We start from the raw sequence: 17,022 nt of genomic DNA on the forward strand, positions 1-17,022 counted from the left end.
GTGGGCGTGGGACAGTGCGTCTTTGCCGGGAAGATCATCTCGGCGAGCCGGTCCACACCACCATGTTAGAGCGTATCGTGTTTGATTGGAAACACGCGCCCCGGCTATGCCTGATCGTCACTTTGCCCTGTCGGTAACATCGCCGGCCTGATCTGGTTTGGCCTGATCTTGTTTGGCCTGATCCTCTCCGGCCTGCCCCTGCCCCGCCGCTGCCATCGCAAGCGTCGTGGCATCAAGCACCGCATGGAGGGCCGCCGCCGTCTCATCGCCAAGCGTGGCGACGATCTCGCCATGCGCCTTCTTCCATAGGGGCAGCGCATCGGACAGGCGCGCCTTGCCAGCCTCGGTCAGCCGCGCGACCCGCACCCGCCGGTCCGTGTCGCTGCGCCCGATCCCGACCAGACCCGCCTTTTCCAGCGCGCGCAGGTTGCGGCTGAGCGTCGAGAGGTCGATCGCGAGGATCTCGGACAGCCGCCCCATCGGCTGTGCCCCCTCCGGCCCCAGCGCGATCACGTTCATCATCGTGACCTGCGTGGCCTGAAGCCCGGTGGGGCGCAGCGCCGTGTCATAGGCCCGCGTGATCGCCCGCGCGGCGCGCCGGGCGCGAAAACACAGGCATTCGGCGGCCATGATCCGCGCAACATCGAGGTGGTCTGTCGTTTCCTCTGTCGTTTCGTTCATAAGCGGAGCCTGTCCTATCGTCTGAGTTAAACTTGTATATGCAATTTGTTTTTGCTAAGCAAGGCGAAACAGTGATTCACATGGGTGTGGCCATGCACGATCCGCCTCTTGCAACCGACAGTTGCAGCCGCGCTACGCCAGAAGGCGATGCCGGCGCCGCCCCCCCCCGAACACCCCCCCTACAATCCAAAGGAATCCTGACATGAGCAAAGCAGAAACCCCCGCGCGGCCGACCGCCTCCGAGATGCGCGGCGTGATCCCCTATATCGGTTTTGATGGCCGCGCCAACGAGGCGGCGGATTTCTATGCAACGGCCTTTGGCGCGACGGATCTCGGACGCATGCCCAACCCCGACGACCCCACCCGGCTGATGCATGCCCAGGTGGGGATCAATGGCGGCGCGCTGATGATGACCGACCACGGGGGCGAAGACGGGGCCGAGTCCAAACCGCTGAACCGCGCTCACATGCAGCTTGTCGTCGACGACGGGCGCATGTGGTGGGATCGCGCGGTCGCGGCGGGCTGCACCGCCCTCGTGCCCTATGAGCGACAGTTCTGGGGCGACGACTGGGGCATGCTCGAAGATCCGTTCGGCGTGCGCTGGGCGGTTCTGCAACCCGGCGACATGCAATCCGCGGCCAGCGAGCCGCTGGTCGAGGTCGCGCACCACCTGACGCTGCGGCGTGTCATCGACGCCCCGCGCGCCGCTGTCTGGCGGTGCTGGAGCGAAACGGACCTGCTCAAGCAATGGTTCTGCCCCAAGCCGTGGTTCGTCGCGGAGGCCGATTTCGACCTGCGACCGGGCGGGCGCATGAACACGGTCATGGCGGGCCCCGAGGGCGAGCGCATCGACAGCAAGGGGATCTGGCTCGAGGTGGAGCCGATGCGCCGCCTCGTCTTCACCGACTTCTTCACCGAAGGGTTCGTGCCCGCGCCGGAACCGTTCATGACCGCGGTGGTCCTGCTGGAAGACGCGCCGGATGGCGGCACGCAGCTTGTCTGGAGCGCGCGCCACGCCAATGCCGAAACGCTCGAAAGCCACCGGGACATGGGCTGGGAGCCGGGCTGGAACGCGGCGGTGGATCAGCTTGAAGAGGTGGCGAAATCGCTTGCCTCGGACCCCGGCTAAAACCGCCCCGGGCCCGGTGCCACGCATCGCCGCGGGCCGTCGGGTGCAACGAAGAACAATGAGCGAGAGGATATGAAATGACATGTATTCAAGGTTTTGTCGGCGCCGTGCCGACCGCGAACCGTGCGGCCTTCATCGACCATGCGGCGCGCGCGGTGCAGGATTTTCGCGACCACGGGCTTGTCGCGGCGGTGGAATGCTGGGGCGACGATGTGCCTTCGGGCGAGGTCACGTCGTTTCCGCTGGCGGTAAAGGCCGAGGCCGACGAGACGGTGATCTTCTCGTGGTTCATGTGGCCCTCGAAGGACGTGTATGACGCGGGCATGAAGGCGGCCATGGCCGATCCGCGCCTTGGCCCCGACCAGAACCCGATGCCGTTTGACGGCAAGCGCCTGATCTTCGGCACGTTCGAGCCGCTGGTGGAACATGGCGCACCGCAAAAGGGCGGCTATGTCGATGGGTTTGCCCTCGCGGTCCCCGCCGCGAACCGCGAGGAGTTTCGCAAGCAGGCCGCCGCTTTCGCCCCGATCTTTGCCGAGTATGGCGCGAACTGGATCATGGAATGCTGGGAAGAGGACGTGCCGGATGGCGACGTGACCGATTTCCGGCGCGCGGTGCAGGCGAAACCCGATGAAGCGGTCGTGTTTTCGTGGATGCAGTGGCCCGACAAGGCAACACGCGACGCGGGCAGTGCCCGGATGATGCAGGACAACAAGTTCGACGGGATGGAAATGCCGTTTGACGGCAAGCGCATGATCTTTGGCGGTTTTGTCCCGGTCGTGGAACTCTGAGATGACGGGGCAGAAGATCATCCCCCACCTGTGGTTCGATGGCGCCGCCGAGGACGCGGCCAAACTCTACACGTCGCTCGTGCCCGACTCCTCCATCGGAACGGTCAGCCGCTATGGCAAGGCCGGGTTCGAGGTGCATGGTCAGCCCGAAGGCACCGCGATGAATGTCGAGATGCGGCTGGGCGGGCAGCCTTTGCTGGCGCTCAACGGCGGGCCGATGTTTCGCCCGACCCCGGCCATGTCGTATTTCCTCACCTTCGAGGATCGCGACGCGCTCGACCGCGCATGGCAGGCACTTGGCGACGGCGGGAAGGTCCACATGCCGCTCGATGCCTACCCGTGGAGCCCGTGTTACGGCTGGCTCGACGATCGCTGGGGCGTCTCGTGGCAAATTGCGCTCGGCGAGCTTTCGCAAACCGGGGGGCAGGCCCTCACGCCGATGCTGCTGTTTTCCGGCGCGCAGGCCGGGAAGGCCGAGGCGGCGCTTGCCCATTACACCGAGATCTTCCCCGAATCCGGCATCGAAGCCCTCCTGCGGCATGACGGGTCGGGGCCCGATCCGGCGGGCACGGTCATGCATGCGCAGTTTCAGCTTGCGGGCCAGACCTTCATGGCGGGCGACAGCGCGCTTGCGCATGACTTCACCTTTACCGAGGCGAATTCCCTTGTCGTGTTCTGCGAGGATCAGGCCGAGATCGACCAGTATTGGCATGCGCTATCTGCCGTGCCCGAGGCCGGGCGCTGTGGCTGGCTCAAGGATCGGTTCGGCCTGTCATGGCAGATCATCCCGCGCCACCTGCCCGCGCTGCTTGCGTCGCCTGACCCCAAGGTCATGGAGACCTTCCTGCAGATGGGCAAGATCGACATCTCGGCGCTGGAACGCGCGGCACGATGAGCCGGGCGGGCGAAGCGGATGGCACGCGGCTGAGCCTAACCGAGGTGAAGGACTGGCTCGCCGCCAACGCCTCGGAGGCGGAGCGCCAGAAGCTGTCGGGATACGGCATCCCCAACGACCGCGCCATCGGGGTCGCGATGGGGCAGATGCTGGCCTATGCCCGCAAGCGCCCGAAAGACCCCGCGCTTGCCGCCGCGCTCTGGGCCGATGGGGGTTACGAGATGCGCACGCTGGCGCTGCTGCTCGATGACCCCGCCACGCTGACGCGGGCGCGCATGGACGCGATGGTGGACGAGTTCGACAACTGGGCGATCTGCGACACCGCCTGCTTTCGCCTGTTCGACAAGGCGCCCGAGGCTTGGGAAACCGTGCCGCGATGGGCCGCGTCCGAACGGCTTTACACCCGGCGCGCGGCCTTCGCGCAGGTCTGGGGCTTGTCGGTCCATGACAAAGCGGCCGGCGATCAACCGTTTCTCGATGCGCTGGCACTGGCCGAGGCGCACGCCAATGACGCGCGCCCGCATGTGAGCAAGGCCATTTCGATGGCGGTGCGGGCCACCGGCAAGCGCAACAGCACACTGCGCGCCGCGACACTCGACTGGGCCGACCGGATCGCACCGCGCGGCAAGACCGAGGCGCGGCTGGCCCGCGAGGTGCGGCGCGCGCTGGGATGAACCGCAACAGGCTGAAAACTGGAGGAGACAGAGAATGACATCACGGGAATTTCACAACGAGGACATCGTCATCACGGCCTATGACTGGGTGCCGGAACCGGCCAAGGGGCTGGTGCGCGACCTGCGCCTGCGCTGGGCACTGGAAGAGGCCGGGTTGCCCTACCGGGTCGAACTCGTGCCGCAGGGCACGCAGACGGGGCCTATCAACCTTGCCAAGCAGCCCTTCGGCCAGATTCCGACCCTCACGGTCGGCGACGAGACGATCTTTGAAAGCGGCGCCTGCCTGTGGAAGATCGCCAGGGCAAGCGAGACGTTGTTGCCCACGGGGGACGAGGATCGCGATGCCTGCCTGTCCTGGATGTTCGGCGCGCTGAACTCGGTCGAGCCGCCGCTCTCGATGTTGGCGGTGCTGAGCTTTTACAAGATGGCCCCCGACCATTTCGACATCGCCGATCCCGGCGCGGTGGATGTCATCCGTCCGCCCGCGCGCAAGGCGGCCGCCACGCGGCTGAAACAGGTGGAGGACCGGTTGGGCGCGAACGAACATCTCGTCGCCGGGCGCTTTACCGTCGCCGACCTGACCATGGTGTCGGTCCTGCGGATCGCGGAATCGCTGCAGCTTCTGGACGAGATGCCCGGGCTTCGCGCCTATATCGACCGCCACACGGCACGCCCGGCCTTCGGACGATCGCTGGACGCCCAGCTCGCGACCATTCGCAACCACGCCGGAAAATACGAGACCGCGGCCTGATCCGGGTTGCATGGCGACGCAATCGACCTTCGGTCCACGAGACGAGGACACCCCCATGAGGAACATCTATCCTGCACTCATCGCCCTTGCGGCCCTGTCCATGCCCGCCCTGACCCCGGCATTCGCCGAGGACGCAGGCGGGGTCGAGCCGGTCACGACCTTCGAGGCCATGCCGGAACCGGCCCATTCGGGTTACGAAACCGTCAATGGTCTCGAGATGTATTACCAGGTCCATGGCGAGGGTGGCCCGCCGCTGGTCCTGCTGCATGGCGGGTTGATGACGATCGAAACGCTGGGTCCGCTCCTCCCGGCATTGGCCGAGACGCGCACCGTCTACGCGATCGAGCTCGAGGGTCATGGCCGGACGCGCGATCTCGACCGGCCCCTGTCGCTGCGCCAGTTCGCCGACGATGTCGCCGGTTTCATCACACAGCAGGGGCTTGATCCGGTCGATGTGGTCGGCTTCTCGATGGGTGGCGCCACCGCCCTCGGCCTCGCCGCGCATCATCCCGAGACCGTCAACCGGCTCGCCGTGATCTCGGCCTCGCACCAGGAAGATTCGATCTACGGGTCGGTGCGCGAAGGCTGGCCGCATATGAGCGCCGAGATGCTGGCCGACACGCCGATGGAAGCGGCCTACATGGCCGTCGCCCCCGAGCCGGAGCGGTTCAAGGTGCTGGTCGACAAGATCCGCGCCGCCATGCTCTCGGGCATGGGATGGGAGGATGACGCGATGCGCGCCATCGACGCGCCCACGCTCCTCATCGTGGGCGATACCGACATCGTCCAGCCCGCGAAGGTTCTGGAGCTGTTCCAGTTGATGGGCGGGGCGACCTCGGACGGGCCGATGGGGCCGCAGGTCAACCCCGACCGGAAATTCGCCGTGCTGCCCGGGGCGACGCATTACGACATTCTCTACCGGGTGGATATGCTGATGCCCCTGCTGGCGTCGTTCCTGTCGCCCGCACAGGACTGAACACGCGCCACCGCATAACGCAAAAACGCCATACCGGGCGCCCATTTTGACACAACCCGCGGACATGCTAAGTTCGGGTCATGACTTGGAAACCCGCAGGATATTCATCGGTCAGCCCCTACCTGATCGTGCACGATGCCGAAGCCACGCTTCGGTTCCTGGAAACGGTGTTCTCCGCCACCCGGCTGCGCGTGCACCCTCGCAAGGACGGGACAGGGATCAAGCACGCAGAGGCGCGCGTCGATGACACGGTCATCATGATGGGCGAGATGCCGGATGCGGGCGAGACCCATGTTCACGTTTACGTCGCGGATGCCGAGAAAACCTTTGCCGACGCGATCCATGCGGGCGGGCAGATCGTTCAGGAACTCAAGCGATCCGGCGATGGCGATTATCGCGGTGGCATCGCCGACGGGAACGGCGCCGTCTGGTGGATATCGACACAGGACGAGACCGAGGGCTAGCCCGGTGCATTGGCGTGACGTGGTTGATATCGCGATGCAATGGCCCGAGGTCGCGGAAGGCCATTCCTACGGCGATCCGGCCCTGAAGGTGCGCAAGCGCCTGCTCGCGCGTTACCGGCCCGGGGATGACAGCATCGTCCTGCTGGACGTGCCCCGGGACGAGCGTGACCATCTCATCGACCTGATGCCCGAGGCGTTCTTCTGCGAACCCCACTACCACGGGTATGACATCGTCCTGGCGCGGCTTGATCATGTTCGCGCCGGGGTCGTCGAACGCCTCCTCGAAAGGCGATGGCGAAGCTCGGCCACCAAGCGCGCGATTGCCGGTTTCGACAAGGAGCGCCCCCGGTAAAGCGGACTTTCTGCAACAGGCACGCCCGGCACGGCGGGCACGATATTGATGGCATCGCGAGAAGCCGCTAGGCACGCAAGGCATCACATCTCCCGAGGTTCCGCTTTGCCATCATAACGCCCGGTCTCAATTGCAACACCTGAACCTGTGCCCGGACGCAAGCCGCTGTCCGGGCTGTGATCACGTTCGCCGGGTGCATGGCTTGAGACCGGATTGGCGTTGCAAGTTCTGCGCCCGGATATGGTCGCTGTGATCCTGCCCGAAAACTGACACCCCGCCATTCCGCACCCTTTCAGGGGTGATCTCTGCCGTCGCCTTGGCGAACTTCCGAAGGGAAGACCAAGGCACCATGACCGGCACCCTCACCGCGACCTGGCGGATTGAACCCGTGACCCCACCACGACCGAAACGACATTGCAGCACCTGCGCAGGCAGCCGCCTGTTCCACTCGAGCGGCAAGATCCGATTGAACGCCAACGGGCGGCGGCTCGACGCGTGGCTGATCTACAAATGCGAGACCTGCGACAGAACCTGGAACCTGCCGCTTGTCGAACGGGCAATCGTCGGCTCGATATCCGAGGCGGATCTTCAGGCCATGCACAAGAGCGATCCCGCATGGGTGCGAGAGCGGGAATTCGATCTCGCCATGCTGGGGCGTCATTGCGACCGGGTCGATATTCCGCCCGACCTCAACGTCATCAAAACGATCAACGGCGCCCGGCCCGTGGCGTGGTCGGTGATCGCGCTTGCAATCGAAGCGCCGCGCGTGACGGGACAGCGGCTCGATCGTCTTCTGGCGGGCGAGCTTGGGCTCACGAGGTCCGAACTGCACGCGATGGCCAAGGCGGGCGGCCTGCAGGTGGAGTCCGCCTCCGGCAAAGCCCTGCGAAAACCCGTGAAGGGCCGCGTCACCCTGCGATTCTCTTCGGCCCGTCTCAGCGAACACCAACGCGCGAACCTGTCGCGCAACGTGGCGCAGTGACATGAGGGGACCACATCACCGCCCAAGAGCACCCCCGGCGTTTCGGGCCCTCAGGCCCGGATCGGCCTGCCGCCTGGCCACCACCTGCCGGGTTTCCCGCCTTTGCCTCTTGAACCGGAACAAAAAGTGATCAACTCTACGGGCTCAGCCCGTGCGGAGCCGCCCATGCCCTATGCTCATTCCGACAAGATCCAACCGATGATGCACACCCCTGCCCCGGACGTGAAAACCCGGGAAAAGCTCGAGGGTGGCAAGCCCTTTGTCATGCATTCCAGTTTCGAGCCCGCCGGCGATCAGCCCACGGCGATTGCCGAGCTGTCACAGGGCATTCTCGATCACGAACAGAACCAGGTTCTGCTGGGCGCGACCGGCACCGGCAAGACCTTTACCATGGCCAAGGTGATCGAAAAGACCCAGCGCCCGGCGATCATCCTTGCCCCCAACAAGACGCTCGCGGCCCAGCTTTACGGCGAGTTCAAGGGATTCTTTCCCGACAACGCGGTCGAGTATTTCGTGTCCTTCTACGACTATTACCAGCCCGAGGCCTATGTCGCGCGCTCGGACACCTATATCGAGAAGGAATCCCAGATCAACGAACAGATCGACCGCATGCGCCACTCGGCCACCCGCGCCCTGCTCGAGCGTGACGACGTGATCATCGTGGCCTCGGTCTCGTGCATCTATGGCATCGGCTCGGTCGAGACCTATGGCGCGATGACGCAGGATCTGAAGGTCGGCTCGATCTATGATCAGCGCGCGGTGATCGCCGACTTGGTCGCGCAGCAATACCGCCGCAACGACCAGGCGTTCCAGCGCGGCGCGTTCCGGGTGCGCGGCGATTCGCTCGAAATCTTTCCCGCCCACCTCGAAGATCGCGCATGGCGGCTCTCGTTCTTTGGTGAAGAGCTTGAATCCATCACCGAATTCGACCCCCTGACCGGCGAAAAGACCGACAGTTTCGATCACATCCGCGTCTACGCGAATTCGCACTACGTGACGCCCAAGCCGACGATGCAACAGGCGATCCAGAGCATCCGGCAAGAGCTGCGCCAGCGGCTCGACCTGCTTGTGGGCGAGGGAAAACTGCTCGAAGCGCAGCGCCTCGAACAGCGCACGAATTTCGACCTCGAAATGCTCGAGGCCACCGGCGTCTGCAACGGGATCGAGAATTACTCGCGCTATCTCACCGGCCGCGCCCCCGGAGAGCCGCCGCCCACGCTTTTCGAATTCATCCCCGACCATGCGATCGTCTTTGCCGATGAATCCCACGTCTCGGTGCCGCAGATCGGCGGCATGTATAAAGGCGACTACCGGCGCAAGTTCACGCTGGCCGAACATGGCTTCCGCCTGCCGTCCTGCATGGACAACCGCCCGCTCAAGTTCGAGGAATGGGACGCGATGCGCCCGCAAAGCATCTTCGTCTCCGCCACCCCCGCCGCGTGGGAGCTTGACCAGGCGGGCGGCGTCTTTACCGAACAGGTGATCCGCCCCACCGGCCTTATCGATCCGCAGATCGAGATCCGCCCGGTCGAGACCCAGGTCGATGACCTGCTCGACGAGGTGCGCCGCGTCGCCCAGAACGGCTATCGCGTGCTCTGCACCACGCTGACCAAGCGCATGGCCGAGGATCTGACCGAATACCTGCACGAACAGGGCATCCGCGTGCGCTACATGCATTCCGACATCGACACGATCGAACGCATCGAGATCCTGCGCGATCTGCGCCTCGGGGCGTTCGACGTGCTGGTCGGCATCAACCTCCTGCGCGAGGGGCTCGACATTCCCGAATGCGGGCTGGTCGCCATCCTCGACGCCGACAAGGAAGGCTTCCTGCGCTCGGAAACCTCGCTGATCCAGACCACCGGGCGCGCCGCGCGCAACGCCGAGGGTCGCGTCATCATGTATGCCGACCGCATCACCGGCAGCATGCAGCGCGCCATCGACGAAACCGACCGCCGCCGCGCCAAGCAGATCGCCTATAACGAGGAACACGGCATCACCCCCGAAACCATCCGCAAGAATGTCGACGACGTGCTCGCCGGTCTTTACCAGGGCGACGTGGATATGAGCCGGGTCACGGCCAAGGTCGACAAACCGCTGCACGGCGCCAATCTCGAAAAGGTGCTGAACGGCATGCGCGACGACATGCGCAAGGCCGCCGAGAACCTCGAATTCGAGGAGGCGGCGCGGTTGCGCGACGAGATCAAGCGGCTCGAAGCGGTCGACCTCGCCATCGCCGACGACCCGCTCGCCCGGCAATTCGCGGTCGAGAAGGCATCGGAAGAGGCCATCGGCTCACGCGGACGCTCAACCGGCGGCCGCGCCGGACAGCGCGGCGGGAACGTGAAGCGAAGGGGGCGGTGATGTTCCACCCTTCGCTGACATAGTCTCGCAACCACATTTCAACTCTATGCGATTCTTGACGTAATAACTTCCTCCACAACACTGAACGCTCTGCGATTATCTTAATTTTTCGAGAGACTTCACGATGTATGCTCCAGGTCGTCACGTCAATATCCATCCAACCTGAACGCTTCATATAATTTATTTGTTTATTTTCAATATCTTGCATGATACCTAAATGTGCACTTTGCGTATGCTATACTTACACTACCCCAAAAACTACACCAAACTCTAATGTCGCGTATTTTTGTATTGCGCACCGTCCTGCTTTCAGCTATATCTTGTGGCAGCTATGTTGGAGAGCGCAATGGACGACTTCAAATTGACACTTGAGGGAGACGGGATCACGGTAAAGCGTTCCGTTGACCGCGAAACCGCCCTCGCAATTCTGAATTCGGTTCTCGCTTCGAAGAAATCCGAGACCACTGGAGAACTTGCGACGGTTCAGGAGTTTGCCGAGAGGTCGGACGAATCTGAAGCACCTGTTTCAGATAGGTCGACGAAAGCGAGTGAGTACTCGAAGCCGCTGTCTCTTCGCGAGTACGTATATCAGTACGAGCCCAAGACGAATGCGCAGATGATCTTATGCATTGCGCAGTATCTAGCAGAACACGAAGGCGCTGACCGCTTCAAGCGCGACGAGATTAGACCCAGATTCCCATCGGCTGGTGAGGCCCTACCGAAGAACTACACAAGGGACTTTCAAACCGCCATGGATAAGGGGTGGATAGGCGCTGATCCCACCAACAAAGAACTTTTCTTTGTAACGCGGACTGGCGAGCAGCAGCTTCAAAAAGGGTTCCGAGGACGGCGAAACTAATTCGGTTAGGCGCTCCCTTCCAAAAGGAGTTAGCCTTGCGGGCAAGGCCCGCGCACCGCGGTCCTGCTAGAGGTGGCTTCCAAAACCACTCTCTAGCAGGCCACTTAGATTCACTAACTGGTTTCGAAACATTTCTCAACTGCTGTGTGCCTTTGCACCCCTTTTCATCAATTAACAAAATTACTTGGCAACGGTTGCATTCCGTTTCCTTCTCATGCCGGATGTACTCCGGGCCGGACGCGGCGCGTCCAGTCAGCGTATCGCCTAGCTTCAACCTCATTTGATCACCCGGATCAACACCAGCAACCGTGGGGGGAAATCTGCCCGCTATCTCCCGAGGCAGGCCAAAGATGGGCAAACCGTCCACCCTACTCTCCTAACCGCCGCGGGCCAACCCGACCCGGCCTGCCTGCGCATCACGGTATTCCCGGCAATAGACGAGGCGGCATTGATCCGCTTTCACGACTCCCGACTCCTCAAACCAACGATACACGCGGCCACTTTAGACCGCCCGACTCCGTATCATCGGCCGTTGCGTTAACCACGGTGGGGCAAGGTTTCGTCAGGGTTTGCCCGGCAGCCGGGCAGCAGCCGGATGTCAGCCGGATGTCACCCCCCGGAATCGGGGCCAGACGCGGCGTTAACCTTTGTTGGAGACCGGCGGCATCGTCTCCCGGCTGACCGCTCCGTCAAGACCCGTGGTGCCGTAGAGCCACGCGATCTCGTCATACCATTCCTCGGGCCCGCGCGCGCGCATCACCGCGTTGCGCAGTTCCGCATGTGCCCCTTCGGGGTGATAGACGTGATTGCCAACCTCCCGGCTTTGCAGTTGAATTCGGGCCGTGCGCAACCGGCGCTTGGCCTGGTAGTCCTGCAACACGGCCTCGATATCATCGAACCGGCCGTCCACCTGCGCGGCAAGACACACGGCATCCTCCATCGCCATGCAGGCCCCCTGCGCCATGTATTGCAACTGCGGATGCGCCGCATCACCCAACAGGGCCACGCGCCCGTCGACCCAGTTCAGCGCCGGGTCACGGTCGCACAACACCCAAAGCCGCCAGTCCTTGCCCTTGTCGATGATCTGGCGGGCAACCGGCGCGACATGCTCGAACCCCTTGCGCACCTCGTCATGGCCGACCGGCTTGCCCGCCACCGGTTCGGCCGCGTCGTTGTGATACGTGACGACAAGGTTGAAGAGCTTCCACCCCGACAGCGGGTAATGAACGATATGGCATTTCGGCCCCGCCCAGAGCGTCGCCGCGTTCCAGCGCAGATCCTCGGGCATCTCCCCGGTCGGGATGACCGAGCGATAGGTCGTGTGCCCGCTGACCCGCGGGGCGCCATCGCCGATCACCCGCTTGCGGATATTCGACCAAAGCCCGTCCGCCCCGATCAGCGCCCGCCCTCGCACCCGCGCCCCACCGGCGAGGATCGCGGTGACGCCTTGCGCATCCTGGTCATAGTCGATCACCTCGGCCCCGCTGCGCAGCTCCACCAGCTCATGCGCCCGGTTGGCCCGCAGGAACACGCCGTAAAGATCGCCCCGATGCACCACCGCGTAAGGGTTGCCGAACCGCTTGCGAAACGCATCCTCCAACGGGATGCGGGTGATCTCGTCACCGCTCATCGCGTCCATGAGGCGCAGGTTGTCGATATAGACCGCCATCTCGCGCGCCGCGTCCCCGACGCCAAGGTAATCGAACGCATGAAACGCGTTGGGGCCAAGCTGAATACCCGCGCCGATCTCGCCCAGTTCGGGCGATTTTTCCAGCACGACCGACCGGATGCCCTTCTGCGCCAGCCCGATGGCGGTGGCCATGCCGCCGATCCCGCCTCCCGCGATCAGAACCCTGTCTTCCGTCATGGCATATCCCCCTCGCGCGTGGCCACCACGCGGGCGGCCCGGCAAACCCTGTCTTCCCGTGATTTCAGAGCCTTATTCCGGATCGCTCAACGTCAGTTCGATCGGATCGAGCCCGTCAACCCCACCGGTGATCCGGTCACCGGCCACCACCGGCCCGACACCCGCGGGCGTGCCCGTCATGATCACGTCACCGGGCGCAAGGTGATAGAAGCGCGACAGGTGTTCGACCACTTCCTCGCAACTCCAGACCAGTTCGGCGAGTGTCGCGTCCTGTTTGACCTCGCCATTCACTTCGAGATGAATACGCTGATCCGCCACCGCGCCGAAATCCTTGGCCCGGGTCATCGGCGCCAGCACCGCCGAGCCTTCGACATCCTTGCCCAGATCCCACGGGCGGCGCTTGTCCTTGCCGTCCTGCTGCCGGTCGCGCCGGGTCATGTCGAGGGCAGAGCCATAGGCATAGATCGCCGCCGCTGCTTCATCCCGCTTGGCCCGAAAGACCGGCGCGCCGATGGCGATGGCCAGTTCCATCTCGTAGTGGAAATTCTCGGTCCCCGGCGGATAGGGCTGCACCGCGCCCGAATGCGCGGCATGGGCCGCCGACTTGGTGAAATACCACGGCGCTTCGCGGTCCACCTCGGCGCCCATCTCGGCGGCATGGGCGGCATAGTTGCGCCCCACGCAAAAGATCCGCCGCACCGGGTATTGCGCGCTTTCGCCCTTCACGGGCAGGGAAAACACCTCGGGGACGTCGAACAGGTAATCGGTCATCGGCTGCGTTCCTCGTAATATCCAAGTTTGTCCTGAAGCGGGCGATCATGGACGCGCACCAGAAAGGAGTCCGCGTCGGCCTCGTGGGTGATTTCGGAAAATACCGGCACGCTGAACGTGTCTTTCGGCCCCCACTCGAACGTCTCGCCGTTGATCCGCGTCTTGCCACGCCCCCTGATGACGTGAAACGCCGCCGAAGAGGATCGCAGGGGTGGTTCGTGTTTCGACCCTGCGGGAAGCATCATGGCGGTAAAGCCCATGGTGGGCAGGATATCGGCGCCGGTTTCTGGGTTCACGTAATCCAGTTCGGCAATCTCGTCCCCGCCATAGGCCGCCATCGCACGCAATGCCGCCTCGGTGCGCGCCCAAGGGTAGCGCATCATCGGGTAGCGGCGCACCCCTGCCCCGGGCCGCCGGGTCGGCGCGAGACCGGCCGAAAGGTATTCCACCTGGCTGGCATCGGGGCGGTTGCGTTGGGACTGCAACGGCCCTTCCTTGGCGTAGGAGCCTTCGAGATAATAAAACAACGGCAGGTCCAGCGCATCGAGCCAGACAATCGGCTCTTCGCCCTCATGCCCATGATCATGCCATTCGCCCCCCGGCGTCAGGACAAGATCGCCCTCCTCCATGGGCAGTTTTTCACCGTCGACCACGGTAAACCCGCCCTTGCCCTCGACGATGATCCGCACCGCCGACGGGGTATGCACATGCGCCGGCGCGGTTTCGCCCGGCAGCAGCAGTTGAAGCCCCAGATAGATCGAGGCCGTCGCCTGCATCGCCCCCACGCCGCGCCCGGGGTCAGAGAGCACCAGAACCCGGCGCTCGGCCTTTTCCACCGGGGTCAATTCGCCCGCGCGGATGAGAAGCGGGCGAATATCCTGGTAATTCCAGTATCCGGCGGCGGTTTGCGGCTTGGGCGCACCATGCGGCAACACGTTGCGCATCATCGGCCACAGGGGCGCGACCCCGGCTTTCTGCATATCCGCCCGGTAATCCTCGGGCAGGTCCTCGAGCGTTCCCAATTGCTGCGACATGGCGGTTCCTCCTCACCCTGATTTTTAGTATGCATACATACTAAGATCGCATTCGTCAAATTTGCATGTATGCTTATCAAAGGCTAATCTTCCCACAATGGCAAACGGAGACAGGCGTGAACGAAATCTATAGCATGGCCGGACACTTGGTGCGGCGCCTGAACCAGATCTCCATGGCGGTCTTCTCCGAACGCATGGGCGAACTCGGGGTCGAACTGACGCCGGTGCAATACGCCGCCCTGTCGTCGATTCGCGAAACCCCGGGGATTGACCAGGCGACGCTTGCGGGCGCGATCGCCTATGACAAGGCCACCATTGGCGGGGTCGTGGACAGGCTGGCGGGCAAGGGGCTGATCCTGCGCGGCATGTCGGCACGCGACCGACGTGCGCGCGCCCTGACCATCACCCCCGAGGGCGAGGCCCTTTTCCAGCGCGTGACCCCGCATATTCGCACGCTTCAGAACGACATCCTTTCGGGGCTGGACGACGCCGAGAAAACGCAATTGCTGAACCTGCTGCGCAAAACGACCGACGCGGGCAACACGCGAAGCCGTGCGCCGTTGCGGCGGCATAACGAAGGCGAAAGCGCCTGACGCAAGCCCGGCCCGGGCGCGCCCGCCGCCAGCCCGGCGCGCTCAGCCGATCACCGTCTTGACCGCCCGCGACAGCTTGGTCACGATCTCGTCCACATGCGCATCCTCCATGATGAAGGGCGGCGCCAGCAACACGTGATCGCCCTGCCGACCGTCGATCGTGCCCGACATCGGGTAACAGATCAGCCCCTCAGCCATGGCCGCCGCCTTGAGCTGCCCCGCCACGCTGCGCGACGCATCGAACGGCGCCTTGGTGGCACGGTCCGCAACGAACTCGACCCCGAGGAACAGCCCCCGCCCCCGGATGTCGCCGACATGCGGGTGTTGCCCGAATTCGGCGTCGAGCGCGGCGCGCAGTTTCGCGCCCTTGTCGCGCACATTGGCAATGAGATCGCGATCATCGAACGCCTTGAGCACGGCAACCCCCGCCGCCGCCGCCGTGGCGTGACCGAGATAGGTATGCCCGTGCTGGAAGAACCCCGAACCATCGCGGATCGCGTCATAGATCCGGTCCTGGCACATCATCGCGCCAATCGGCTGATACCCCGCGCCCAGCCCCTTGGCGATGGTCACGATATCGGGCGAAATCCCCTCCTGCTCGCAGGCAAAAAGGCTTCCGGTGCGCCCCATGCCGCACATCACCTCGTCGAGGATCAACAGCACGCCATGCCGGTCACAGACCTCACGCACCCGCCTGAAATACCCCGGCGGCGGGGTAAGCGCCCCGGCGGTGGCCCCGCCCACGGTTTCGGCGATGAAGCACATCACGTTTTGCGGGCCGAGCATCTCGATCCGCGCATCGAGTTCGGCGGCAAGGCGCGCGCCGTACTCCTCGGGGCTCTCGCCCGCCGCGCGGTCGCGGTAGTCATAGCAGGGCGAAACCAGATGCGTGTCGATCAGCAGCGGCGCAAACGGCGCGCGGCGCCATTCATTGCCCCCCGCCGCCAGCGCGCCGAGCGTGTTGCCGTGATAGCTTTGCCGCCGGGTGATGATGTGGCGCCGGTCGGGCTCGCCCTTTTCGACGTAATATTGCCGGGCGAGCTTCAACGCCGCCTCGACCGCTTCGGAACCGCCGGAGACGAAATAGACGCGGTTCAACCCTTGCGGCGCGCGGGCGCTCAGCATGTCGGCCAGTTCCTCGGCCGGGTCCGAGGTGAAGAACCCGGTATGGGCAAAGGCAAGCTGGTCGATCTGCGTCTTGACCGCGTCGCGCACCCCCGCGTCGGAATGGCCGAGGCAGGACACCGCCGCACCACAGGAGCCGTCGAAATAGCGTTTGCCATCGCTGTCGATCAGGTGACAGCCATCACCCGCCACCGCACGGGGCAGCGTGGCGCGGGTGTGGCGCGGAAACACGTGTGACATTTTAAGGTGGTCCTTTTTTTTTCTGCCCGGTCGCCCGCCCTAGCGGATTACCGTCACCGATTGGCGCGCATGGCGCACCACCCGCGCGACATTGGGGCCAAGCAGGTAATCCTTCATCTCGGGCCGGTGCGAGGCCATCACGATCATGTCGACGCCCAGTTGATCGGCTACGCCGGTGATTTCCTTGTAGATCGTGCCATGGCGCACATGCGCCGCGGGCGTGACATCGTCGGGGAAATGCTCGGCGATAAAGGTGTCAAGCACGGCCTCGGTCTCCCTGATCGCGGTCTCGGAATAATCCGTCGGGAAATAGGAGCCGACAATCGCCATGCCGTAATCGGGGATCACGGTCAGGACATGCAACTCCGCCCCCGGCGTGCGGGCCAGCATGACCGCGTGTTCGATCGACGCGTCCCATCCTTCCTGGTGGACCAGGTCAATGGCCAGAAGAACCTTTTTCATCGCGACGTTCCT

Annotated in this window: 18 protein-coding genes; 12 read left to right on the top strand and 6 right to left on the bottom strand. The window is 64.0% G+C overall.

The window, feature by feature from the left end:
* Positions 1-117: 117 nt before the first annotated feature.
* Complete coding sequence (locus FLO80_RS07270) at positions 118-681, bottom strand: MarR family winged helix-turn-helix transcriptional regulator (RefSeq protein WP_111365122.1); 564 nt, start codon at positions 679-681, stop codon at positions 118-120.
* A gap of 202 nt (positions 682-883) precedes the next feature.
* Here FLO80_RS07270 and FLO80_RS23175 point away from each other — a divergent pair, with 202 nt between their 5' ends.
* From FLO80_RS23175 to FLO80_RS07330, 11 genes are all read left to right on the top strand, one after another.
* Positions 884-1,810 carry an SRPBCC domain-containing protein gene (locus tag FLO80_RS23175; protein WP_246156602.1) on the top strand — a complete coding sequence of 309 codons (927 nt, stop codon included), beginning with the start codon at positions 884-886 and terminating at the stop codon, positions 1,808-1,810.
* 77 nt (positions 1,811-1,887) lie between these two features.
* Positions 1,888-2,601, top strand: coding sequence for a DUF1428 domain-containing protein (locus FLO80_RS07285; RefSeq protein WP_111365124.1), 714 nt, complete (start codon positions 1,888-1,890; stop codon positions 2,599-2,601).
* Position 2,602: 1 nt separating this feature from the next.
* Complete coding sequence (locus FLO80_RS07290; RefSeq protein WP_111365127.1) at positions 2,603-3,496, top strand: VOC family protein; 894 nt, start codon at positions 2,603-2,605, stop codon at positions 3,494-3,496.
* The gene (locus tag FLO80_RS07295) at positions 3,493-4,170 is read left to right on the top strand and encodes a DNA alkylation repair protein (RefSeq protein ID WP_111365130.1); all 678 of its coding nucleotides are present in this window, start codon (positions 3,493-3,495) and stop codon (positions 4,168-4,170) included. The genes FLO80_RS07290 and FLO80_RS07295 overlap by 4 nt, the downstream gene beginning before the upstream one ends.
* A gap of 34 nt (positions 4,171-4,204) precedes the next feature.
* Positions 4,205-4,921 carry a glutathione S-transferase family protein gene (locus tag FLO80_RS07300; RefSeq protein WP_111365133.1) on the top strand — a complete coding sequence of 239 codons (717 nt, stop codon included), beginning with the start codon at positions 4,205-4,207 and terminating at the stop codon, positions 4,919-4,921.
* A gap of 55 nt (positions 4,922-4,976) precedes the next feature.
* Positions 4,977-5,897, top strand: coding sequence for an alpha/beta fold hydrolase (locus FLO80_RS07305; protein ID WP_188078235.1), 921 nt, complete (start codon positions 4,977-4,979; stop codon positions 5,895-5,897).
* A gap of 80 nt (positions 5,898-5,977) precedes the next feature.
* Positions 5,978-6,361: a VOC family protein gene (locus FLO80_RS07310; protein WP_111365139.1), complete on the top strand. Its 384-nt coding sequence runs from the start codon at positions 5,978-5,980 to the stop codon at positions 6,359-6,361.
* 4 nt (positions 6,362-6,365) lie between these two features.
* Positions 6,366-6,713, top strand: coding sequence for an MmcQ/YjbR family DNA-binding protein (locus FLO80_RS07315; RefSeq protein WP_223145467.1), 348 nt, complete (start codon positions 6,366-6,368; stop codon positions 6,711-6,713).
* A 349-nt stretch (positions 6,714-7,062) separates the two neighbouring features.
* Complete coding sequence (locus tag FLO80_RS07320) at positions 7,063-7,695, top strand: DUF1062 domain-containing protein (RefSeq protein ID WP_111365141.1); 633 nt, start codon at positions 7,063-7,065, stop codon at positions 7,693-7,695.
* A 165-nt stretch (positions 7,696-7,860) separates the two neighbouring features.
* A complete protein-coding gene (gene uvrB / locus FLO80_RS07325) occupies positions 7,861-10,059 on the top strand; it encodes an excinuclease ABC subunit UvrB (RefSeq protein ID WP_111365142.1) in 2,199 nt (732 codons plus the stop codon).
* A gap of 346 nt (positions 10,060-10,405) precedes the next feature.
* Positions 10,406-10,918, top strand: coding sequence for a hypothetical protein (locus FLO80_RS07330; protein WP_111365145.1), 513 nt, complete (start codon positions 10,406-10,408; stop codon positions 10,916-10,918).
* Between the two features lie 640 nt (positions 10,919-11,558).
* Here FLO80_RS07330 and FLO80_RS07335 read toward each other — a convergent pair.
* The 3 genes from FLO80_RS07335 to FLO80_RS07345 form a co-directional block, all read right to left on the bottom strand.
* Complete coding sequence (locus FLO80_RS07335; protein ID WP_111365147.1) at positions 11,559-12,785, bottom strand: 3-hydroxybenzoate 6-monooxygenase; 1,227 nt, start codon at positions 12,783-12,785, stop codon at positions 11,559-11,561.
* A 72-nt stretch (positions 12,786-12,857) separates the two neighbouring features.
* Entirely contained in the window at positions 12,858-13,556 is a 699-nt protein-coding gene (locus tag FLO80_RS07340; protein ID WP_111365149.1) for a fumarylacetoacetate hydrolase family protein, read from the bottom strand.
* Positions 13,553-14,590, bottom strand: a complete 1,038-nt coding sequence (locus tag FLO80_RS07345; RefSeq protein WP_111365151.1) for a cupin domain-containing protein — start codon at positions 14,588-14,590, stop codon at positions 13,553-13,555. The genes FLO80_RS07340 and FLO80_RS07345 overlap by 4 nt, the downstream gene beginning before the upstream one ends.
* A gap of 116 nt (positions 14,591-14,706) precedes the next feature.
* Between FLO80_RS07345 and FLO80_RS07350 the strand changes: the two genes are divergently transcribed.
* Positions 14,707-15,183 (top strand): MarR family winged helix-turn-helix transcriptional regulator, encoded by a 477-nt coding sequence (locus FLO80_RS07350; protein WP_246156603.1) that lies wholly within the window; start codon positions 14,707-14,709, stop codon positions 15,181-15,183.
* A gap of 42 nt (positions 15,184-15,225) precedes the next feature.
* Here the strand turns inward: FLO80_RS07350 and FLO80_RS07355 are convergent, their stop codons facing one another.
* Positions 15,226-16,548 (bottom strand): aspartate aminotransferase family protein, encoded by a 1,323-nt coding sequence (locus FLO80_RS07355; RefSeq protein ID WP_111365157.1) that lies wholly within the window; start codon positions 16,546-16,548, stop codon positions 15,226-15,228.
* A 39-nt stretch (positions 16,549-16,587) separates the two neighbouring features.
* Entirely contained in the window at positions 16,588-17,010 is a 423-nt protein-coding gene (locus FLO80_RS07360) for a universal stress protein (RefSeq protein ID WP_111365160.1), read from the bottom strand.
* Positions 17,011-17,022 lie beyond the last annotated feature (12 nt).

Origin of the sequence: Aquicoccus porphyridii, from assembly GCF_008369105.1 — a bacterium.
GTDB lineage: Bacteria > Pseudomonadota > Alphaproteobacteria > Rhodobacterales > Rhodobacteraceae > Aquicoccus > Aquicoccus porphyridii.